The 20,245-nt window shown below is 71.4% G+C and carries 20 protein-coding genes and 2 pseudogenes; 13 read left to right on the top strand and 9 right to left on the bottom strand.

Annotated elements, in window-relative coordinates:
- Nucleotides 1–5: 5 nt before the first annotated feature.
- Both OG841_RS45170 and OG841_RS45175 read right to left on the bottom strand, forming a co-directional pair.
- A complete protein-coding gene (locus tag OG841_RS45170; protein ID WP_328636033.1) occupies nucleotides 6–1,034 on the bottom strand; it encodes a phosphotransferase family protein in 1,029 nt (342 codons plus the stop codon).
- A complete protein-coding gene (locus tag OG841_RS45175; RefSeq protein ID WP_328636032.1) occupies nucleotides 1,031–2,233 on the bottom strand; it encodes an acyl-CoA dehydrogenase family protein in 1,203 nt (400 codons plus the stop codon). Before OG841_RS45175 ends, OG841_RS45170 begins: the two co-directional genes overlap by 4 nt.
- Before the next feature lie 132 nt (nucleotides 2,234–2,365).
- On the opposite strand from OG841_RS45175, the gene OG841_RS45180 reads away from it, so the two are divergent.
- Entirely contained in the window at nucleotides 2,366–3,067 is a 702-nt protein-coding gene (locus OG841_RS45180) for a TetR/AcrR family transcriptional regulator (RefSeq protein ID WP_371570095.1), read from the top strand.
- A gap of 208 nt (nucleotides 3,068–3,275) precedes the next feature.
- The gene (locus tag OG841_RS45185) at nucleotides 3,276–3,719 is read left to right on the top strand and encodes a VOC family protein (RefSeq protein WP_371570097.1); all 444 of its coding nucleotides are present in this window, start codon (nucleotides 3,276–3,278) and stop codon (nucleotides 3,717–3,719) included.
- A 36-nt stretch (nucleotides 3,720–3,755) separates the two neighbouring features.
- On the opposite strand, the gene OG841_RS45190 is transcribed toward OG841_RS45185, so the two are convergent.
- Entirely contained in the window at nucleotides 3,756–4,427 is a 672-nt protein-coding gene (locus tag OG841_RS45190) for a class I SAM-dependent methyltransferase (protein ID WP_328636029.1), read from the bottom strand.
- 193 nt (nucleotides 4,428–4,620) lie between these two features.
- On the opposite strand from OG841_RS45190, the gene OG841_RS45195 reads away from it, so the two are divergent.
- Nucleotides 4,621–4,863, top strand: coding sequence for a hypothetical protein (locus OG841_RS45195; protein ID WP_365121389.1), 243 nt, complete (start codon nucleotides 4,621–4,623; stop codon nucleotides 4,861–4,863).
- Nucleotides 4,864–5,273: 410 nt separating this feature from the next.
- On the opposite strand, the gene OG841_RS45200 is transcribed toward OG841_RS45195, so the two are convergent.
- From OG841_RS45200 to OG841_RS45215, 4 genes are all read right to left on the bottom strand, one after another.
- Entirely contained in the window at nucleotides 5,274–5,930 is a 657-nt protein-coding gene (locus OG841_RS45200) for a potassium channel family protein (RefSeq protein ID WP_328636027.1), read from the bottom strand.
- Nucleotides 5,927–6,586, bottom strand: coding sequence for a potassium channel family protein (locus OG841_RS45205; RefSeq protein WP_328636026.1), 660 nt, complete (start codon nucleotides 6,584–6,586; stop codon nucleotides 5,927–5,929). The genes OG841_RS45200 and OG841_RS45205 overlap by 4 nt, the downstream gene beginning before the upstream one ends.
- Entirely contained in the window at nucleotides 6,583–9,291 is a 2,709-nt protein-coding gene (locus OG841_RS45210) for a cation-translocating P-type ATPase (RefSeq protein WP_365121393.1), read from the bottom strand. Before OG841_RS45210 ends, OG841_RS45205 begins: the two co-directional genes overlap by 4 nt.
- A gap of 329 nt (nucleotides 9,292–9,620) precedes the next feature.
- Entirely contained in the window at nucleotides 9,621–10,493 is an 873-nt protein-coding gene (locus OG841_RS45215; RefSeq protein ID WP_328636024.1) for a universal stress protein, read from the bottom strand.
- 278 nt (nucleotides 10,494–10,771) lie between these two features.
- Here OG841_RS45215 and OG841_RS45220 point away from each other — a divergent pair, with 278 nt between their 5' ends.
- Together OG841_RS45220 and OG841_RS45225 are read left to right on the top strand one after the other, a co-directional pair.
- Nucleotides 10,772–11,266 (top strand): universal stress protein, encoded by a 495-nt coding sequence (locus OG841_RS45220; RefSeq protein ID WP_365121414.1) that lies wholly within the window; start codon nucleotides 10,772–10,774, stop codon nucleotides 11,264–11,266.
- Between the two features lie 12 nt (nucleotides 11,267–11,278).
- On the top strand, nucleotides 11,279–12,304 hold the full coding sequence (locus tag OG841_RS45225; RefSeq protein ID WP_328636022.1) for a 6-phosphofructokinase: 1,026 nt from the start codon (nucleotides 11,279–11,281) through the stop codon (nucleotides 12,302–12,304).
- A 44-nt stretch (nucleotides 12,305–12,348) separates the two neighbouring features.
- Here OG841_RS45225 and OG841_RS45230 read toward each other — a convergent pair whose 3' ends face one another.
- Together OG841_RS45230 and OG841_RS45235 are read right to left on the bottom strand one after the other, a co-directional pair.
- On the bottom strand, nucleotides 12,349–13,239 hold the full coding sequence (locus OG841_RS45230) for a universal stress protein (protein ID WP_328636021.1): 891 nt from the start codon (nucleotides 13,237–13,239) through the stop codon (nucleotides 12,349–12,351).
- A 249-nt stretch (nucleotides 13,240–13,488) separates the two neighbouring features.
- Nucleotides 13,489–13,916 (bottom strand): annotated as a pseudogene (locus OG841_RS45235) (TetR family transcriptional regulator C-terminal domain-containing protein).
- Nucleotides 13,917–13,933: 17 nt separating this feature from the next.
- On the opposite strand from OG841_RS45235, the pseudogene OG841_RS45240 reads away from it, so the two are divergent.
- The 8 genes and pseudogenes from OG841_RS45240 to OG841_RS45275 all read left to right on the top strand — a co-directional run.
- Nucleotides 13,934–14,158, top strand: a pseudogene (locus tag OG841_RS45240) (FAD-dependent oxidoreductase); the annotation flags it as partial.
- Nucleotides 14,159–14,335: 177 nt separating this feature from the next.
- Nucleotides 14,336–15,040, top strand: coding sequence for a response regulator transcription factor (locus OG841_RS45245; RefSeq protein ID WP_328636020.1), 705 nt, complete (start codon nucleotides 14,336–14,338; stop codon nucleotides 15,038–15,040).
- Entirely contained in the window at nucleotides 15,037–16,395 is a 1,359-nt protein-coding gene (locus tag OG841_RS45250) for a sensor histidine kinase (protein WP_365121396.1), read from the top strand. The genes OG841_RS45245 and OG841_RS45250 overlap by 4 nt, the downstream gene beginning before the upstream one ends.
- A gap of 108 nt (nucleotides 16,396–16,503) precedes the next feature.
- On the top strand, nucleotides 16,504–16,896 hold the full coding sequence (locus OG841_RS45255; RefSeq protein ID WP_328636018.1) for a hypothetical protein: 393 nt from the start codon (nucleotides 16,504–16,506) through the stop codon (nucleotides 16,894–16,896).
- Nucleotides 16,893–17,882, top strand: coding sequence for an FAD:protein FMN transferase (locus OG841_RS45260; RefSeq protein WP_365121401.1), 990 nt, complete (start codon nucleotides 16,893–16,895; stop codon nucleotides 17,880–17,882). Before OG841_RS45255 ends, OG841_RS45260 begins: the two co-directional genes overlap by 4 nt.
- A complete protein-coding gene (locus tag OG841_RS45265; protein ID WP_328636016.1) occupies nucleotides 17,879–18,565 on the top strand; it encodes a ferric reductase-like transmembrane domain-containing protein in 687 nt (228 codons plus the stop codon). Before OG841_RS45260 ends, OG841_RS45265 begins: the two co-directional genes overlap by 4 nt.
- The gene (locus OG841_RS45270) at nucleotides 18,562–19,905 is read left to right on the top strand and encodes an NADH-ubiquinone oxidoreductase-F iron-sulfur binding region domain-containing protein (RefSeq protein WP_371570108.1); all 1,344 of its coding nucleotides are present in this window, start codon (nucleotides 18,562–18,564) and stop codon (nucleotides 19,903–19,905) included. The genes OG841_RS45265 and OG841_RS45270 overlap by 4 nt, the downstream gene beginning before the upstream one ends.
- Nucleotides 19,902–20,114 carry a ferredoxin gene (locus tag OG841_RS45275; protein ID WP_328636014.1) on the top strand — a complete coding sequence of 71 codons (213 nt, stop codon included), beginning with the start codon at nucleotides 19,902–19,904 and terminating at the stop codon, nucleotides 20,112–20,114. The genes OG841_RS45270 and OG841_RS45275 overlap by 4 nt, the downstream gene beginning before the upstream one ends.
- Nucleotides 20,115–20,245 lie beyond the last annotated feature (131 nt).

Below are 20,245 nucleotides of genomic sequence, written 5' to 3' on the forward strand. Positions count from 1 at the left end.
CGCGGTCATGGCAGCAGCTCCAGCCCCGAGCGCAGCAGCGCGGGAACCGCGGACCCGACCCGCTCGAATCCGGTGCCGACGGTCTGTCCCGCGAGGTAGCGGGCGTGGATGCCCTCCGCGATGACGGCGAGCTTGAAACAGCCGAGGGCCTGGTAGTAGGGCAGGGCGTCGATGTCGCGGCCGGACTTCACGGCGTACCGCGTGGCCAGTTCGGGCCCGGTGGGGAAGCCGGGGTTGGCGGTGGGGACATGGCGCGCCGCGAGGACCGGCTCGCAGGTCGGGTCCCAGTACATGAGGAGCATCCCGAGATCGGCGAGAGGATCACCGAGCGTGGCCATCTCCCAGTCGACGATCGCCGCGATCCGGCCGAAGCCGTCGGGGGCCAGGATGGTGTTGTCCAGGCGGTAGTCGCCGTGGACGATCGCGGGAGCGCCGCTGACGGGTACGGCGCGGGCGAGCCTGCCGTTGAGTTCGTCGACGTCGGGCAGCGAACGCGTGGCGACCTTCTCCCACTGTCCGCGCCAGCGCCGCACCTGACGCTCCAGATAGCCGTCCGGCCGGCCGAAGTCACCGAGCCCTACGCCGGAGGCGTCGACCGAGTGAAGGGCCACCAGCGCGTCCAGGAGCGCGTCGGCAGCCCGTCGTGCCTCGTCCGGCGGCAGTACGGCAGCCTCGTCGCCGTCGCGCAGCACCGTCCCCTCCACAAAATCGACGACGCAGAACGGCGCGCCGATCACCTCCGGGTCACGGCACGACAGCACGGCACGCGCGACCGGCACCCCGGTACCGTCGAGCGCGGCGACGACGCGGTATTCGCGGTCCATGTCGTGCGCCGTGGGGGTCAGCACCCCCAGCGGGGGCCGGCGCAACACCCACCGGTGCGTCCCGTCGGTCACCTCGTACGTCAGATTGGAGCGCCCGCCCTGGAGCAGCCGGATCCTCAACGGGCCTGCGCACTCGGGGACATGGCGGTCGAAGTACCGCTGCAGCGCGGGCACGCCGACGCCGACCACAGCGGCCTCGGACGCGGTCACTGTGCGGCCACCCGCTCCCGCGCCGCCCGTACCGCGCGCTTGGCGATGGCCCACCGATGAGTCTCGGAAGGACCGTCGTAGATCCGGAAGGGACGCACCTCCCGGTACAGCCGGGACAGCGGGGCGTCCCCCGAGATGCCGAGCGCGCCGCACACCTGCACGGACCGGTCGACCACCCGGTTGACCGCCTCGGAGACGAACGTCTTGGCGATCGACGTGTGCTGGGCGGCCGAGCGGCCCTGGTCCAGTTCCCAGCAGGCCCGCCACAGCACCGCACGGCTGGTCGCGATGTCGATCTCGGAGTCGGCCAACAGCTGCTGCACCATGCCCAGTTCGGCCAGCGGTTTGCCGAAGGCCGCACGCTCCGTCGCCCGCTCCAGGGCGATGTCCTGCGCCCGCCGTGCCACGCCGAGCCAGCGCATGCAGTGCGTCATCCGGGCGGGCCCGAGGCGCACCTGCGCGTACGTGAACCCCTGGTCCACCTCTCCCAGAACAGCGCTGTCGGCGACTTCGCAGCCTTCGAAGACGATCTCGCTGTGCCCGCCGAACAGGCCCTGGTCCAGGGTGTCGATGTTGCGGACGATCTTCATTCCCGGGTTGTCGGCATCGACGAGGAACATCGTGGCGCCGCCCGCGTCGCCAGGTCCGCCACTCGTGCGAGCCATGCAGATGGCGAAGGCCGCCCCATCGGCGCCGCTGATGAACCACTTGCGTCCGTCGATCCGCCAGCCGCCGTCGACCCTGGTCGCGATGGTGGCGAGGGCACGCGGATCGGAACCGGCGCCGGGCGCCGGCTCCGTCATCGCGAAACAGGACCGGACCTCACCTGCGGCCAGCGGCCGCAGGTAGCGTTCTTTCTGTTCGTCGGTGGCGACCACCTCGAGCAGATGCGAGTTGCCCTCGTCGGGTGCCGCGCAGTTCAGCGCCAGCGGCCCGAGCAGCGAGTACCCGGCCGCCTCGAACACCACGGCCTGGCCGCACAGGTCGAGCCCGAGCCCACCCCATTCCGTGCCGACATGGGGTGCGAACACCCCTGCGTCGCGGGCTGCCTGCTGGAGCCTGCGGCGCAGCGGCTCGGGACCGGCGTGGATGTTCCCGTCGCACGCCCGCTCCTCGGGTATCACCACGTCCTGGACGAACGCGGTGGTGCGCCGAGCGACGGCGGCGACCTTCTCGTCGATCTCGAACCCGATGGGCATGTGCACTCCCGAGCTTGGCTACTGACTATTAGCCATCTCAGGGGGCGCGGGGGCGGCATGTCAAGAGTCCCGTCTATGCTTGCTGCTCCAGTAGACGAATTCGGCTAACGGTCGGTAGCTTCAGGAGTTCAGGTGAGCCCAGCCCAGAGTGAGGGGCACGGCAAGTCGCACAGCGCATCGCGCAACGGGTCGTACGAGAGGCCGCACCGGCCGGCGCGGGCCGAGGGCACGCCCGTCACCGACCGCCGGTCGGCGATCCGGCAGGCCGCGCTGCGGCTCTTCGCCGCACAGGGCTACCGGTCCACCACCATGGCCGACATCGGAGCCGCCGTGGGCATCCGAGGCCCGAGCCTCTACAAGCACGTGGCCTCCAAGCACGAACTGCTGGCCGAGATCATGATCGGCACGATGGAACAGCTCATCGCCGACACCATCGTGGCCGTCTCCGGTACCGACGACGTCCGCGAACAGCTGCGCCGCTCCGTGGAGGCGCACATCCGCTACCACGCCCGCCACCGCCTCGAGGCCTTCGTCGGCAACCGCGAGATCGGCAGCCTGGACCAGCCCGACCAGGACCGGGTGCTCGGCCGCCGCAGCGACTACGAGCGCCGCTTCCGCGAACTCATCGAGCAGGGCGCCGCCGAGGGTGCCTTCCACGTGCAGTCGGCCCGCATCGCCTCGTACTCGATCCTCGACATGGGTATCGGCGTCGCCAGCTGGTTCCACGAGGGCGGCGAGTTCTCCGTCGACCAACTCGCCTACCAATACGGCGACATCGCCCTGCGCATCGCGGGGGCGCGTCGGCGGGGGAGGAGTCGACCGGGTGACGTATGACGGCGATGACGGCGAGGTCCGGCGGGATCGCGGATCGTGCAGCGCGGCCGCGACTTCATGAGCCGGCCTCAAGCACGGGAGCGATGCCGAGGAGGGATCCAGATTTTCGAGGTGCGGCGGTGTGAGGATGTCGAGAACGTGCCACCAGCTCCGTCCCAGGGACAGCAGCGGACACCACCGGCCGCACGAAGACGAAGGAGAAACCAGCATGGCGATTCAGCGGATGGACAACGTCGGCATCGTCGTCGAGGACATGGATGCCGCCATCGCATTCTTCGTGGAACTGGGTTTGGAGCTGGAGGGCAGGGCGGAGGTCGAGGGCCTCTTCGCCGATCAGTGCACCGGACTCGACGGCGTCCGCTGTGACATCGCGATGGTCCGGACGCCGGACGGTCACAGCCGGCTCGAGCTGGCGAAGTACCGCAGCCCCGCGGTGATCAGCGCCGGACCGCGCAACCGGCCGCACAACATTCTGGGCACGCACCGCGTCATGTTCGCCGTGGACGACATCGAGGACACCGTTGCCCGCCTGCGGCCGCACGGCGCCGAACTCCTCGGCGAGATCGCCCGGTTCGAGGACATCTATCTGCTCTGCTACCTCCGCGGCCCTGCGGGCATCATCATCGGACTGGCCGAGCAACTGCGCGAGTAAGGGGCAATGCCTGTGGCCGGTGTACGGCCGGCCGCGTCAGTGCGTAGGAGCCTGGTGACATGAGGCCGACTTGCGGGCCAGTATTTGAAGACCCGCCGCTGTGTTGCCGTTCATGGTGGCCACGGTGATTCGTCGCGTGTCGATGGTCTCGAACCCGGCGAGCAGAGAGGTGAACCAGTCGCTCGGATGGTGGCGGCACACTGCGCCGTCGCCGGTCTCGAACACCCCATAGGTGCCGTAGGACTCGGCGAACCTCGCGTAGCGGTCACGGTTGCGCTGATCGTCCTGTAGCAGCAGATCGCTGAGGTAGAGCAGTGCGCCGGGCTTGAGCACCCGATGCAGCTCGCCGATCAGCAGCCGCTGTGCGCTGTCACTTGGGATGCAGGTCAGCACCGCGAAGAGCACCACGGCGTCGATACTCGCGTCCGGGCAGGCGATTGCAGGCGGCGTGTCAAGCACCGCGAAGCGCATCGAGGGGTGGAGGCTGCGGGCCCTGGCGATCATTCCCGGCGATGTGTCGACGCCGGAGAGGTTGTCAAAGCCTTGCTGTTCCAGGGCGTCCAGGGTTCGGCCGTAGCCGCAACCGTAGTCGAGGATCGCCGCGCTTCGTTCGACGTTGTCCAGCCATGGTGTGTGCAGCGGATGTGTGAATCGCTTGGTCGTCGCGGCGGCGTCCCAATATGCGGTCTGGCTGTTGACGTCGGACACAGTGGATGCCTCCCACGGGCGTCTCGGGGTGGTCACGTTGCCACTCTCTCAGGGCGTTCGGCTACATGGCCATGCGTCGAAGCGGGCTCCGGCGCGGACGAGGGCGATGAGGTGAAGTGCGTTGACCGGTCCGCGGCGGCGGTCGCGGCCGGTGGCTTCTCGCCGTGCCCGTGCTTGCCCGCGGGATCGCGGCATGGGCGACGACCTCGGCGTGTGTCGCGAGGACGGTCGGGTTGCGGCCGAGGTCGACGTCCTCGGCCCGTACAGATCCTTCGACGTGGCGGCGGCGCGGTCTCGTTCAGGTCGGCGACGGCGCGTGCTGGACGTCGCCCACCGCGCGGTCGTCCGTGCCAAGGCCGTACTGATCCAGGCCGGTCAGGGCGCCCGCACCTGGCAGGGAGTCGACGTCACGAAGGCTGGTCCCCGGCGACGCTGAGGCACCTGCGTACCTCCGGCTGTGCGCCTGACCCCGGTCGGAGGGTTGCCGGCGGCGGGCAGTCCGCCCTCGCCGGAGCTCTGTCCGACAGGCTGGGGGTCACCCTGCGCCTACGCCAGCCTCCTCGATCGCGCGGCCGCCCTGCTGTCCGCCTGCGAGTCCGTCGTTCTGGACGCCACCTGGTCCGACCAGGCGCAGCGTGAGGCGGCGCAGCGGGTGGGCGAACGCACCCGCACCACCTGGTCGCCCTACGCTGCCACGTTCCGGACGACATGTCAGCGGCCCTTCTGAAGGCGCGCCTCCGGGCCGTCCGAAGCCGACCTCGGCCAACGTGTTCTCGCAGGGCGCCACCACGGGCGCCCTGAACGTGGTGCTGTACCGGGCGTGGGAAAACGTGTCATGTCCGGCGGTCACTGGAACGCCGCGTGGATCTCCTGCTCGGTCGCGTTGTGCGAGACGAGCAGGATCTCGTCGCCGGGGCGGAGCAGGAGCGCCGGATCAGGCACGGTGGGCTGCCCGTCGCGGACGATCGTGGCGACGACCGCCCCCTCGGGCAACGGGACGTCGCCCAGCGCAACACCCGCTGTCCTGGACTGCGGCGTGATGGCCGTTTCGATGACGTCCACGCCGGCCTTGCTGAGCCGTAGCAGGGCGACCGTGTCGGTGGCCCCGGTGGCCTCCTCGATGAGGGAGATCAGCGGGGTGGCGGCGGGGACGGCGACGTCGACGCCCCAACGTCCGTCGAACAGCCACGCGTTGTCGGCGTCGTTGACCCGGGCCGCCACGCGGGCCACGGAGAACTGACGTTTGGCGAGCAGGCTGATGACGAGGTTGTCCTCGTCGTCCCCGGTGGTGGCGATGACGAGGTCTGCGGTGAGAGCACCGGCGTGTTCCAGGAGGGTGGGCTCACAGGCGTCCCCGGCGACCAGCCGCACCGGGACGCGCCCTTCCAGTTCGGCCACGCGGTCGTCGTCGGCGTCGATCAGCGTGACCTCGTTGTGGGCGGCGGCAAGCACCTGGGCGATCTGGGTGCCGAGCCGTCCGGCGCCGGCGATGATCACGTTCACGTCCCCAACTCCTTGTCGAGAAAGCCGCGCAGTCTGCTGAGCGCGGTCGCGGCGACGGTGAAGGTGACCAGGTCGCCCATCCGAGCGGTCGTGCTGTGCGAGGGGATCAGGGAGCGGCCCGCGCGGGTGACCTCGACGACGCGGATCTCGCCGTCGACCTCGAACTCGGCCAACGGCCGCCCGTTCAGATAGGGAGGAACTTCGGAGCGGTAGAGGAGAGTCTCGCCGTTGCCGAAGCTGATTTCTGGGGTCAGGTGGCGGTGCAGCAGCATCTGGTGGATCTGGTGGACCGTCCAGCGGACGCTGGCGATGGTGGGTATGCCGAGTTCGCGGTAGATGTCGGCGCGCCGGGGGTCGTAGATGCGGGCCAGGACGTTCGGCACCCGGTAGGTCTCCTTCGCCGTGCGCGCACTGACGATGTTGCTGTTGTCCCCGGAGGTGACGGCGACGAAGGCGTCCACGTGCTCGATACCGGCAGCCTCGAGGACGGCGCGGCTGTAGCCGTTGCCCTCGTGGAAACGGATATTCGGGCTGTCGGGCAGTTGCCGGGCCGCCTTGGGCCGTCGGTCTACCACCTGCACGTCGTGCCCTTCGGAGGCGAGCAGACCGGCGAGGGCGGCACCCACCCGCCCGCAGCCGACGACGATCACCTTCACTGTCGCGCTCCCTTCCGGCGGTCGGCGCTGCGGCGCAGCCACCGCTTGCGGATCTCGTCCGCGATCAGGGGCAGGGTCCCGAGCCCGGCCAGTACCGCCCAGTCGGCGGCGTCCAGTGCTGCGGTGTTGAAGACGTCCTGCAACAGCGGCACATAGCTGATCGCGGCCATGAGGGCGATACCGAAACCGCCGGCCGCCAGCAGGGCCGGATTGGACAGCAGCCCCACCTTCAGGATGCTCTGCCGGTCGGTGCGGACCGCGAGTGCGTTGAAGAACTGGCTGAGCACGATTCCGGCCTGGACCATGGTGATCGCCTCCCGGTAGACGGGGGTGTCCTTGGTGAAGTCGTCGAACGGGATGCCCGAGGACCCGACGTGCCAGAAGAAGACGGCGGTGACGCAGAGCGCCTGGATCCCGCCGAGAAACAGGATCCGTCCCACCACGGCGGCCGAGAACAGGTGCTCCCGCCGGGAGCGTGGCGGGCGCTCCATCACGTCGGGCTCGGGGGGCTCGGCCCCCAGGGCCAGGGCAGGCAGTACGTCGGAGCCCAGGTCGATCGCCAGGATCTGCACGGCGCTGATGGGCACCAGCGGGAATCCGGCGAAGGTCGCCGCCAGAATCGGGACCAGCTCCCCGATGTTGTGACTGAAGAGGTAGACGAGGAACTTGCGGATGTTCTGGTAGACGGCCCGGCCGAGCCGCACCGCCGTGGCGATCGAGGCGAACGAGTCGTCCAGCAGCACCATCGAGGCCGCCTCCCGGGCCACGTCGGTGCCCGACGCTCCCATCGCCACACCGATGTCGGCGTGTTTGAGCGCTGGGGCGTCGTTGGCGCCGTCTCCGGTGACCGCCACGACCTCGCCCCGCTGTTGGAAGGCGGTGACCACGCGCATCTTGTGCTCGGGGCTGACCCGGCACAGCAGCAGCTCGGACGGTTCGGCGAGCAGGGCGTCGAGTGCCTCCTCGTCCATCGCGTCGAGCCGGGCACCCGTCACCACGACCGGATCCGGCCCCCGAACGATCCCCACGCGGCGGGCCACGGCCTCCCCGGTGAGCGGGTGGTCGCCGGTGACCATGACGATCCGGATGCCCGCCCTGCGGCAGGCGGCGACCGCTTCGGTGACTTCCGGACGCGGCGGGTCCAGCATGCCGACCAGTCCCAGGAACATGAGTCTCGACTCGGCCTCGTGCTGCGTGGGATGGGGATCGTCGAGCTCCCGCCGCGCAGCGGCCAGTACCCGCAGTCCCTGCGAGGCCAGCGCGTCACTCGCCGCGAGGACCGCCGCCCGGTCCTGCTCGGTCAGTGGCCCGCGCCGTCCCTCCCATTCCCCCTCGGTACAGCGCGCCAGCAGCTCCGCCGGCGCACCCTTGGCGCACGCCTCGTAGCCCGCGCCGCTCTTGTGCACCGTGGTCATCAGCTTGCGGTCCGAGTCGAAGGGGTACTCACTCACGCGGGGCGTCGCCGCCTCCTCGGCACCGAGGTCGAGGCCCGCCTTGGCCGCGACGACGAGCAGCGCGCCCTCGGTGGTGTCGCCGAGCACCCGCCAGTGCCGGCGGCCGTCGGGTGGAACCAGACGGGCGTTGCAGCACAGGGCCGCCACCCTGAGCAGCTCGCGTGCCGGTGCCGCGCCGGCGACCTCCCCGCCAGGGGCGTATCCCACACCGGTCACCGCATGGGTCTCACCCCCTGCCCACACCTGGGTGACGGTCATCTCGGCCTGCGTGAGCGTTCCGGTCTTGTCGGTGCACACCACCGTGGTCGACCCGAGCGCCTCGACCGCCAGCAACTGCTTGATCAGAGCTCGGCGGCGAGCCATCCGCCGTACGCCGATCGCCAGTGACACCGAGAGGGTGGCGGGCAGCCCTTCCGGGACCATCGCCACCATCACCCCGAGCGCGAACACCGACGCGGCCACCAGGGACTCCCCGGTGGGCAGCCGCACGGCGAAGAGCAGGGCGCCGATCCCCAAGGCAGCCCCTGCCACCCGCCGTGCCATGGAGGCCACTTGGTGTTGCAGCGGGGTCTTCTGCCGCGGGGCGGCCGCGGCCAGCCGGTAGATGCGTCCGAACTCGGTCGTCGCACCGTTGGCGAAGACCACGACTCGCCCGGACCCGGCGACGACGTCGGTTCCCATGAACACGCAGTTGCGTGCTTCCAGCGGCGGCCCGGCCGGCACCGGGTCGGCCGTACGGCCCACCGCGTTGCTCTCTCCGGTCAGCGGCGCGTTGTTCACGGCCAACTCGTGCGCCTCGACCACCCGGCAGTCCGCGGGTACGGCGTCCCCGGCCTCCAGCACCACCACATCCCCCGGCACCAGGTCCCGCGCCGGAGCCTCCAGGAGTCGGCCGTCCCGCAGCACTCGGCAGGTGTGGGGCACCATCGCCTCCAGTGCCTGAGCCGTCCGCTCCGCCGAGTACTCCTGCGCGAACCCGATGGCGGCGTTCAGCACCACGACGCACAGGATCGCCACGGCGAGTTGCAGAGTGCCGACGTCCCGGGGTTCCTCCAGCCCGTAGGCCAGGAACGTGATCGCCGACGCGACGAGCAGCACGACCGCGAAGAGGTCCGTGAACTGCGCCCCCAGTTGCCCCCATAGGGGGCGACGCCTCGCGCGTGGCATTTCGTTGGGCCCGTACTGCTCCATCCCCGCCCGTGCACGGTCCGCCGACAGACCGCGCCGTGAGGTGTCCAGCGCGGTGTACACGTCACCAGCGGCGAGTTCTCGTACCGAAGGGCGCGGGGCGGGAACGGACGCGGCGTCGACCGCCGAGTCACTCCCTCCGCCTGGGACCAGCGGGTCCGAGCCGGTGCGCATCATCCGAACCCGTACGGCGCCGAGGTCCTCGGTTCCGGCGGAACCGCTCGGACCGCGCGGGGTGCCTTGCGTGCGGCTTTCATCACGGACTCCAATGAGTTCGGCGGCCGTCCCGTCGGCGCACCGCCGTCATTCGGTGGCGCCCTTGCATCGTCGGGCGAGTCGTACGGCGCCGCCAGGGCCGTCCGGGGCAGGGGAGGGGGGCCGCTCGGGCCTCCTCACACCGGGACCGTGATGACCGGGCAGTGGGCGTGCTGCAGAACTCCCTGGCTCACCGAGCCCAGCAGCATGCCCGTGAACCCGCCGTGCCCGCGGGTTCCCACGACCAGGCCGAGGGCGTGTTCCGAGGCTTCCGTCAGAACCCGCACGGGGTGGCCGAGGACGACTTCGTGGTGCAGCTCCACTTCCGGGTGTGTCGCGGTGCGGCCCGCGACCGTCTCGGACAGCACGCGGCGGCACTCCTGCACCGCGGCCTCCTCGTCGAGGACCCCGAGGAGCGGCGGATGCCACACATAAAGGGCCCTGAGAACCGCACCGCGCAGGGCCGCCTCCTCGAATGCCATGTCCACCGCCGCGGCGGCATGCGGACTGCCGTCGACGCCGACGACGAAGTACGCGGGCTCCTGGGTGATGTGCTCCGGCTCCGGAACGACGACCACCGGGCAGGGAGCGTGGGCGGAGAGCGGGAGCGCCACGGAGGCGGAGGTGAACCTTTCGCGCCGGGTGCTCAGATGCCAGGAGCCCACCACGACCAGGGAGGCGTTCCGCGCCTCCTCGCGCAGAACCCACGCCGGCTCTCCTTCCGCCAGCACCGTCGAGACCTCCACCGTCGGCCATCGGGACTCGACGAAGGCGACCGCCTCCTTGAGGGACTCGGCACCCGCTTCGTGCAGCGTGCGGTTCCACTCCTCCCAGGAGGGCCGTGCTTCCCCCGTTCGGTATCCGCCGGTCGGCACACCCTGGGCGTGGACCAGCCGAACGGGCAGGCCGCGGCGATCCGCTTCATCGACGGCCCAGGCGAGTGCCAGCCGTTTCGAGGGGTCGGGGTCGACCCCCACGACGATCGCCCGACGCCCGTCCGCACTGCTCATGGCACCTCCAGGAGATTCCCGTCGCCGCCGTCCACTCACGGTCCTTCCAGCGTGACCCCAGCCGTCGGGAGCCGCCACGTCACCGCTCCGCGAGCGCTCGATCTGGCGGTGCCTGGCTGGGCGGCCACCCGGCCGGGGGGCCGGCTGCGCAAGGTGCGACCCGTTGATGCGGGGTGTTGTGGCCTGAGGGAGCCTGGAAGGGCGGGAGACGGGGCGGCCGTCGGAGGGCCGGTTCGCGGCAGGTGATTGCCGGGCTGCGCGGCGTGGGACCGCGGCTGGTGCATGCCTTCGGGTGGCCGCCGAAGCATCTGCCGCCCGGCCGACGGACCCCGTGGAGTCCGCCGATGGCACGGGTGGACGGCACGCTGAGCGAGGCTGAGGAGCGAGCCCGCAGAGCAGTGCAGCAGGTGGATGTGACGCGCGAGGTCACCGTCGGCGAGCCGCTGACGGTACGGGAGATCGAGTCGCGGACCGCCTCGCTCGTCGTGGTCGGCAGCCGGGGCCTCGGGGCGTTCGGCGGCCTGCTGCCGGTGGTGCGGGGCCGGCCCGACCCGGACAATCCCGAACTGCCGGCGGTCGACGGCTCGTCGGCGGGCGAGGGCGCCGTTGAGTTCGCCTTCACCGACCGAGGCGACGAGCGAGCCCTCTGGATCGTGCGTTCGCCGAGTGGCCACTGCGGACCGAATGGAGGGAGGCTGGAGGGAGCTGATCCATGTTCCCGGAAGCTGTTTCGATCGCCGGGGAGGCTGCCACCAGGCCGGGTGACCAGCTGATCGGAGGAAGCCATGAGGGTGGGAGTGCTGACCGGCGGCGGTGACTGTCCAGGCCTCAACGCCGTGATCCGCAGCGTCGTCCGCAAGGGCGTCCAGGAGTACGCCATTGACTTCGTCGGTCTGCGAGACGGCTGGCTCGGCGCGCTCCAAGGCAAGGTGATGCCGCTCGACATCCCCGGCGTGCGCGGAATCCTCCCCCGCGGCGGAACCATACTCGGCTCCTCCCGCACCAACCCGTTCAAGCACGAGGACGGCCTGCGGCGTGTGCAGGACACCCTTGCGGCGCACGACGTGGACGCGCTCATCGTGATCGGCGGCGAGGACACGCTCGGTGTCGCCACCGAGCTGAGCCGTCAGGGGATCAATCTGGTCGGTGTACCGAAGACCATCGACAACGACGTGTCCGGCACCGACTACACCTTCGGCTTCGACACCGCCGTCGGCATCGCGACCGAGGCCATCGACCGCCTCCACACGACTGCTGAGTCGCACATGCGCACCCTTGTGGTCGAGGTGATGGGACGGCACTCCGGGTGGATCGCGCTGCATGCCGGCATCGCGGGCGGCGCCAACGCGATCCTCATCCCGGAGCAGCCGTTCGACATCGCTCAGGTCTGTGCGTGGGTGCAGAGCCGATTTGAGATCAACTATGCGCCGATCGTCGTGGTGGCGGAGGGGGCTGTCCCCCACGAGGGTCAGATGGTGCTCAAGGACCAGGCGTTGGACGAGTTCGGCCATGTGCGGCTGTCCGGCATCGGCGAGTGGCTGGCCCGGGAGATCTCGGAACGCACGGGCACGGATGCTCGCACCACGGTCCTGGGGCACATCCAGCGCGGCGGGACTCCGAGCGCCTTCGACCGGTGGCTGGCCACGCGCTTCGGGCTGCACGCCGTCGACGCGGTCAAGGACGGTGACTTCGGCAAGATGGTGGCCCTGCACGGTACGCAGATCGTCCGGATTCCGCTCGCCGATGCCACAGACACGACCAAGAAGGTCGATCCGTCGCTCTACGACGAGTTCGAGGTGTTCTTCGGCTGACCCCAGGCACTCGCCGGATCGTCATCGGACCTGCTGGTCCTCCATCAGCCCATGTGCGGAACGACTGCCACCGGACAGCGGGAGTGGTGCAGTACGGCGTGGGTGATGGGCCCCAGTCTGCCCTCGACCGCCTGCGGATCGCTACGGCGGCCCACGACGAGCAGCTCCGAGCCGCGGGACATGTTCAAGAGCGCTTCGGCGGGGTGGAGCAGCACGACGTCGGAACGGACCGTCACCCGCGGGTACTTTTCCTGCCACGCGCGCAAGGCGTCGGAAAGCTGCAACACCTCCTGATCCTCCCAGGTGGCGCGGTCCTCCTCGGTCACCGCCAGCGTCCGGGGAGACACGGAGTCGGCTGGAAGGGCCCAAGCCTGGACCACCCGCAGACCGGCTCCCCGTGCCTCAGCGGCCGAGAACGCGAAGTCCGCCGTTTCGCTGACCGGGTGATGCGCGTCGAACCCCACCACCGTTTGGGCGGCGCCGCGTGCCGCGGGTCTCCCTCCTCCCAAGGCGCCGGCGCGCTGTTGGGGTACCAGCACGATGGGGCAAGGGGCTGCCATGGCCATCCGCAGGGCCACCGAGCCGACCACGAGCCCGTCGAAGCCGCCCGCACCCCGTGTGCCGACCACGAGGACCCCGGCAGTGCGTGCCGCAGCCAGGAGTGCCGAGGCCGGTGCGTCATCGGCCTGTTCACTCCGTACTGCGAGGTCCGGGTAGCGGTCGCTGAGATCGGCAACCGTCTGCCGGAGCATCTGCTCACCCATGCGACGCAACCTGTCCACGGCCGGGAGCGGCACGGCAGCGCCCGGCAGCGGTGGGGAGGCCTGTATCAGGCGCAGCTGAACGCCACGGAGCGCGGCCTCTCGCGCCGCCCAGTCGGCTGCCACCGAACTGTGCGCGGACCCGTCGATACCGGCCAGCACAGGGCGACTCATCGTGTCCTCCTTCGCCGGGCGTGGACCTCCGCAGGAGAACCGCTCAGCCCCTGCCTTTCCCCTTCCAGTTCCAGTTCCACTTCCACTTCCACTGTTCCACGGCGGGAACGCGATGGCGTCCGCAGCGGTGCGGAGCCGAGGGCCCCAAGCGGAGCGGTCCGCATCACTGCCGAAGACCTACTGGCCCTGCGTCAAGCGCGTGGGTGGCGGAGACCAGATGAGGCCGAAGGCCAGTTCGAGCGGGACGGACTACCGTGGATGCCCGGGGTCCTCACGCAGGGCGGCGGCGACCAGGCCTTCGAGGGCCTCGCGGGACACTTCTCCGCCGCTCACCAGCCGGTCGAAGACCAGCCCGTCGATGCAGGTCAGCAGGGTGTGAGTGCGATTCTCGACGTCCGTCACGCCGTGCGTGGTGAGGAACAGCCGCACGGCTCGCGGCCGGCGTTCTCGCGGGGTACGAGGATCTCGCGCAGTTCAGGGTCACGCATGCTCTCGACGGCGCAGGCGTAGCGGGCGAGCGAGCGGCGGCGGCCCTCGCTGGTGAGCCGATGTCGGGTGAGCAATGCCATGCCGTCCACCAGTTCCTCGACGGTGCGCAGAGGTGGAAGCTCTTCGGCCATCATGTGCAGTTCTGCCTGGTCGAGTTGGACCAGGCGTGTGACCAGTCCGGTGAGCAGCGCGGCTCGGGTGCGGAAGTAGGCCCACCGTCGACTCCGCGCTCGCGCGCTACGACGCCGAGCGCCGACCGCGCAGCCAGGCCGTCGCGCGGGCCGCCCGGCAGGCCGGGCGGATGGGCCGGCAGCTCTCCCACCCGCTGGCCGTCGCCCCGCGCAACACGGCGATGCGGCTGACACCCTCCCGCGCCGCAACGCACATGATCCTTCGGCACCACGCCTGGGTCCCACCACAACTGAGCTGATGCGCACGACAGCCCTGTCAAGTGCGGCGGGTCGGCAGTCGGGGTCTGTGGTCTGATCGACGTGGGTCCTGTTCGCGTCGACGGGGACGGTTGGCCCCTACCGTCCGTACGGGGCGCTGACGCACTCTGGGGGAGTCAGCGCAGTGGATCCCCTCACCCGGGAGGCGGGCGAACCGTATGAACGCCCAGGCCAGGGGTGATGCCGAGGAGACGCGGGTGCTGGTCGTGGAGGACGATCGTGGCATCGCGGAGTCCCTGGTGCGCGGCCTTCGGCAGGCCGGATACGGAGTCGAAGGCGTCCGGACCGGGCGCGCAGCTCTGTCGGCGCCCACACCCGACGTCGTCCTGCTGGATCTGGGGCTGCCGGACATCGACGGCGTCGAGGTGTGCAGGCGGCTGCGTGCCCGGTCGGACGCCGCGATCATCGCGGTGACCGCTCGGGGCGAGGAGGCCGACCGGGTGGTGGCCCTGGACGAGGGCGCCGACGATTACCTGGTCAAGCCCTTCGGGCTGGCCGAGCTGCTGGCGCGGATGCGGGCCGTGCTGCGCCGCAGGCGTCCTGCCGAGCCGGAGATCCTGCGGCACGGGCCACTGGCGCTGGACCTGCGAACCCGGCAGGTCTCGGTCGAGGGACGTGCGGTGGCGCTGACGCCGAAGGAATTCGGCATCCTGGAGTGCCTGGCCGCGGACCCGGGCCGCGCGGTGACCCGGCAGCAGATCCTGGAACGGGCGTGGGACGCCCACTGGTACGGGCCGACGAAGGTGCTGGACGTGCACGTGGCCGCGCTGCGCCGCAAGCTCGGCGTGCCGGGGCTGATCGAGACGGTCTACGGGCAGGGCTTCCGGCTCGGGACGGTCCAGGAGCCGCAGGAGCAGCCGTGACGCGCCGGATCACCTGGACGCTCCTGGTCCTCACCTCCGTGCTGTTGGTGCTGGCAGTGGTACCGCTGGCGGTGTCGTTGACGGCGCGCGAGCGCGTCGCCTACCGCGACAGCCAGCGGGCTGCCACACGTGTGATCGCCGCGGCGGCCGAGGAGCATCTCTCCGACCACAAGCCGCCGACCGCCATGCGCCGGGAACTGGAGGCCGCAGCGCGGGCGGGGGACTGCGCCGCCGTGTACGACACCTCGGGGCGCGTGCTGGCCAGTACGTCCTGTACGGCTGCCCAGGGTGAGGAGGCGGAGGAACTGGTGAAGGACGTGCTGGCCGGGCACGAGCCGGAGCCACCGGAGAACGAGGGACGGCTTGTGGCCGCGGAACCGGCCGGAGAGGTGCGCCGGCCCGCTGGAGCCGTCGTCCTGGCCCGCTCCGCCGACCCGCTGGACGCCCGTATCGCGGCTATCTGGGGCTGGTCCGCCGCGATCGGTGTCGCCGGGCTGGCCGCGTCCGCGCTGCTGTCCGTGCGCCTGGCCCGCTGGGTCAGCCGTCCATTGTCGACGCTGGACGTCAGCGCCCGGCGACTGGGTGAGGGGGCCCTCGACGAGCGGGCCGACGTCGGGGCGGGTCCACCGGAGGTGCGTCGGCTGGCTGCCACCTTCAACACCATGGCGGCTCGTATGGAGGCACTGGTCCACGGCCATCGGGCGGTGATCGCGGATGTGTCCCACCAGCTGCGCACCCCGTTGGCCGCACTGCGGCTGCGGCTCGACGTCCTGGCCGCCGACGCCGGAGGTGACACCGCTGCGGAGTTCGCCGCCGCGCAGGAGGAGATCGCACGGTTGTCCCGGCTGGTCGACGGGCTGCTGGCGGTCGCGCGTGCCGAGCAGGCGGCACCGCGTCCGACCGCGGTGCGGATCGACGAGGTGGTGGCCGAGCGGGCGGCCGCCTGGTCGCCCGTCGCCGAGGAACGCGACGTCCGGCTGACCGTAGTTTCCGAAGGGCCGGCCCTGACCGTCGCGCTGGGCGCGGGGCATCTGGAGCAGATCCTCGACAACCTGATCGCCAACGCCGTGGATGCTGTGCCCGAAGGCGGAAGCATCACCCTCGACCGTGGCACGGTGGGGGACGCGGTCCGGGTGTTCGTGCGGGACGACGGTCCCGGGATGACGGAGGAGGCGAGGGCGGTCGCCTTCCGCCGGTTCGGTAACCCCCAGGCCCGGGGCGCGGGCCTGGGGCTGGCCATCGTGCACCGGCTGGTCACCGTCAACGGCGGTACGGCACGGCTGGAGGACACGCCCGGTGGCGGGCTGACCGTCGTACTGGATCTGCCCCTGTGGCCCGAGCGGGGTGCGGCGTAGAGATCTTTACCGGTTCTGAAGGAGACGTGAGCGAGTTCCTGGGTGCCGTGAGCACAGCCTGGATGTGCACGCAGCCGATCCGGGCCGCCGATCTCCAGGAGCGCTGCCATGGCCCCCTCGCCCGACGACTCCCCGCCGACACCCGCCCCTGCTTTTTCCTCGCACGCACGTGACCGCGGCCTGCGCCGCAGCCGCCGCACCACGTTGTGGATCGCGGTCACCGCTGCGGCCGGCGCGGCGGCTCTGGGCGGTGTGTACACGCATGTGCTGCCGGGCGGTTCGGCCGCCCCCGCGCCGGTGAACGCACCGGTCCACCATCCCGCTGCGTCTACCGGCGCGACTGTGGGGAAGGGGGGCGAGGAGCCGAACGGTCACCAGGATGGCGAGGATGACAACGACGAGGAGGGCGCGGCTCCCGTCACGCAACCGGCTCCGCAGCCCCCGGCCCAGCCGCCCGCCGCGACCCAGCAGCAGCCGCAGACCACGACGGGGGCGTCATGAGCACGCACATCCCGGCCCTCTCTCCCTCTCAGGTCGTCTTCCCGGCCCTCGGCACGACGGCCGCCCTGCTGGTCACGGACCCGGCCGCCCTGCCCGCCGCGGAAGCGGTGCTGCGCGCCGAGCTGGCTGCCGTCGACCGCACCTGCAGCCGCTTCCGGCCCGACTCCGAGCTCACACGTGTGAATGTGAGCGCAGGTGTCACGACGAAGGTCAGCGCATACTTCGCCGAGGCCCTGCAGGCCGCCCTGCGTGCCGCCCGCCTCACCGGCGGCGCCGTGGATCCGACCGTGGGCAGCGCGGTGATCGCCCTCGGCTACGACCGCACTTTCGCCTCCCTCTCGCCCGAGGACGCCCGCCCCGTGCCCGTGGCCCGACCGGCGTCCGGCTGGCGGCGGATCGCTTTCGACCCGGACACCCGCCACGTGTGTCTGCCCCCGGGCGCCCGCCTCGACCTGGGCGCCACCGCCAAGGCCCTGGCCGCTGACCATGCAGCCCGGCAGATCGCCGCGGTGACCGGTTGCGGAGTTCTGGTCAGTCTCGGCGGCGACCTGGCGACCGCCGGACCGGCGCCCGAGGGCGGCTGGCGGATCGCCCTCGCCGACGACCACGCCCGGCCCGCCCCGGAAGGCGGTCCCGCCGTGGCGGTGACCAGTGGGGCGCTGGCGACCTCGGGCATCCGGGTGCGCACGTGGCGGCGCGGCGGGCGGGTCCTGCATCACATCGTCGACCCGCTCACCGGCGAACCCGCCGTACCCGTGTGGCGCACGGTCACCGTCGCGGCCGCCACCTGCGTCGACGCCAATGCCTTCAGCACGGCGGCGATCGTGCTCGGTGACCGGGCTCTGGACCGGCTGCACGCCACCGCCCTGCCCGCCCGGCTGACCGGCCTCGACGGCACCGTCGTTCGCGTGGGCGGCTGGCCGCCCGACGGCCACGCTCCCGCCGCTGCGGGCTCCCGGACCGCCGCCCCCGGAGGCCCGCGATGACGACACTGGCCCTGACCGGCAGCCCCCTGTGGTACGCGAGCCGCGCCGGTGGCACCCTCGCCCTGATCCTGCTCACCATTACCGTGGTGCTCGGCATCGCCTCCGGCGGACGCACCGCGCCGCGGCGGATCGGCAGGTTCGAGGTGGGACTGCTGCACCGCAACCTGTCCCTGCTGACCCTGGTGTTCCTCGCTGTCCACGTGGTGACCGCGGTGCTCGATCCGTTCGTCCACCTGAGCTGGGCGGTGTCCGTGGTGCCGTTCTCGGCGTCCTACCGACCGCTCTGGCTCGGCCTCGGCACGGTCGCGCTTGACCTGCTGCTCGCGGTGCTGGTCACCAGCGGGCTACGGCGCCGGCTCGGGGTACGCCGTTGGAAGGCTGTGCATTGGTTGGCCTACGCCGCCTGGCCGGTCGCCATCTTCCACAGCGCCGGCACCGGTACCGACACCCGGCTTTCCCTCCAGCTGTGGCTGTATGCCGCCTGCCTGGTGTCGGTGGTCGGTGCCGTGTGGTGGCGACTGGCGAAGGCCGGTCCGGAGCGGGTCGTCGGACGCCTGGTCGCCGCCGTGGCCGCCATCGCCGTACCTGTGGCGCTGACCGCGTTCCTCGCTGCGGGGCCGCTCCAGCCGGGCTGGGCCCAGCATGCCGCCACGACGGCGATCCTGCACGGGGGCGGACGATGAACTCCCCGACTGCCGTGTCCTCCGCGTCCCACGAACACACGGCTGAGCCGGACTCGTCCGCGGCCGCCCGACTGCTGGCCGGATGGCACGCCACCGGGCGACCGACCGACCTCACCGATCACCTCCGGCGCCACGGGCAGCCTCCTGCCGCCACGGTTCTCGGCAGCCGGACGTCGATGCCGCTGGTGGAGGCTGTCGAGTCGGCCGGGCTCACCGGGCGCGGCGGCGCCGGGTTCCCCACCGCGCGCAAGCTGCGGGCCGTGGCGGAACGTGGCGGCCGGGCCGTGGTCGTCGTCAATGCCATGGAGAGCGAACCCGCCAGCCGCAAGGACCAGTTCCTGCTCGCCGTCGCACCCCACCTCGTCCTCGATGGTGCCGTCCTGGCCGCGACCGCGGTCGGCGCCGATACCGTCCACGTGTGCCTGCCACGCACCCGCAGCGCCCAGTACCGGCAGCTGAGCGAAGCCCTGGACGAACGACACCGCCACCGCCTCGACCGGGTGCGGCTGCGCCTGCACGCCCTTCCGCACGCCTACGTCTCCAGCGAGTCGACCGCGTTGGTGCGCTGGCTCAACGGCGGCCCGGCCCGGCCGCAGGGCAGCCCGCCACGCGCCCACGAACGCGGCGTCGCCCGGCGCCCCACCCTCATCCACAACGCCGAGACCCTCGCCCACCTCGCTCTCATCGCCCGACACGGCCCCGACTGGTTCCGCCGCACGGGAACCCCGGACGAGCCCGGCACGACACTTGTGACCGTCTCCGGCGCCGTCACCACCCCGGGCGTCCAGGAGGTCGCGATCGGCACGCCGCTCGCCACGATCGTCGACCGTGCCGGAGGTCCCACGCAGCCTGTGAGGGCGGTCCTCCTCGGTGGCTTCGCCGGCACCTGGCTCCCGTCGGAACACCTGGACACCCCCCTCACCCAGCGCGACCTGGCCCCGCTGGGCGCCGCCCCCGGGGCGGGCGTGCTCGTCTCCCTTGCCCACTCGGCCTGCGGGCTGAGCGAGACGGCGCGCATTCTCGCCTACCTCGCCGCCCACGGTGCCCGCCAGTGCGGACCGTGCCACTTCGGACTGCCCGCCGTCGCCGACGACTTCGCCATGCTGGCCGCCGGACGGAGCGACCCCGACCTGCTGCCCCGGCTGCACCGGAGGACCGGTCTGCTGCCGGGCCGGGGTGCCTGCCGCCATCCCGACGGTGCCGCCCGCCTCGCCGCCTCCGCCTTGAGCACCTTCGCCGACGACGTCGACCACCACCGCACCTACGGCCCCTGCCCCGCCGGCCACCGGTCGCCCCTCATCCCCGTACCGCCCGCCATACCCCCGGAGACCTGGCGATGACCCCCACCAAGACCCTGCGTGTCGACCGCATCGCCTGCACCGGGCAGGGCCTGTGCGGCGAACTGCTCCCCGAGCTGATCGGCCTCGACGAATGGGGCTACCCCGTTATCAAGGTCCGAGCCGTCCCCGACCATCTGCGCACCCACACGCGCCGGGCCGTCGCCGCCTGCCCCCGCCTTGCCCTCCACGCCGACGACGGTCCCGCGTGACGCGCACAGTGTCCCGTGACACACGCCGGGTCAGTCATCCTCTCCGTCGCCGGCCAAGGCCGTCTTGGAGAAGCTGTCGTGCCACGCGTCCTTCGCCCCCGAATCGCCGAGGGGCGAGGATGCGCCCATGT

This window comes from Streptomyces canus, from assembly GCF_041435015.1.
Taxonomy (GTDB): domain Bacteria; phylum Actinomycetota; class Actinomycetes; order Streptomycetales; family Streptomycetaceae; genus Streptomyces; species Streptomyces canus_G.

Bases quoted from the DNA above. Each gene is read 5' to 3' on its own strand.
- OG841_RS45275 (WP_328636014.1), top strand. From the start codon at position 19,902: ATGACCCCCACCAAGACCCTGCGTGTCGACCGCATCGCCTGCACCGGG.
- OG841_RS45195 (WP_365121389.1), top strand. From the start codon at position 4,621: ATGGGCGACGACCTCGGCGTGTGTCGCGAGGACGGTCGGGTTGCGGCC.
- OG841_RS45230 (WP_328636021.1), bottom strand. From the start codon at position 13,239: ATGAGTCGCCCTGTGCTGGCCGGTATCGACGGGTCCGCGCACAGTTCG.
- OG841_RS45265 (WP_328636016.1), top strand. From the start codon at position 17,879: ATGACGACACTGGCCCTGACCGGCAGCCCCCTGTGGTACGCGAGCCGC.
- OG841_RS45185 (WP_371570097.1), top strand. From the start codon at position 3,276: ATGGCGATTCAGCGGATGGACAACGTCGGCATCGTCGTCGAGGACATG.
- OG841_RS45260 (WP_365121401.1), top strand. From the start codon at position 16,893: ATGAGCACGCACATCCCGGCCCTCTCTCCCTCTCAGGTCGTCTTCCCG.
- OG841_RS45255 (WP_328636018.1), top strand. From the start codon at position 16,504: ATGGCCCCCTCGCCCGACGACTCCCCGCCGACACCCGCCCCTGCTTTT.
- OG841_RS45225 (WP_328636022.1), top strand. From the start codon at position 11,279: ATGAGGGTGGGAGTGCTGACCGGCGGCGGTGACTGTCCAGGCCTCAAC.
- OG841_RS45175 (WP_328636032.1), bottom strand. From the start codon at position 2,233: ATGCCCATCGGGTTCGAGATCGACGAGAAGGTCGCCGCCGTCGCTCGG.
- OG841_RS45270 (WP_371570108.1), top strand. From the start codon at position 18,562: ATGAACTCCCCGACTGCCGTGTCCTCCGCGTCCCACGAACACACGGCT.
- OG841_RS45215 (WP_328636024.1), bottom strand. From the start codon at position 10,493: ATGAGCAGTGCGGACGGGCGTCGGGCGATCGTCGTGGGGGTCGACCCC.
- OG841_RS45245 (WP_328636020.1), top strand. From the start codon at position 14,336: ATGAACGCCCAGGCCAGGGGTGATGCCGAGGAGACGCGGGTGCTGGTC.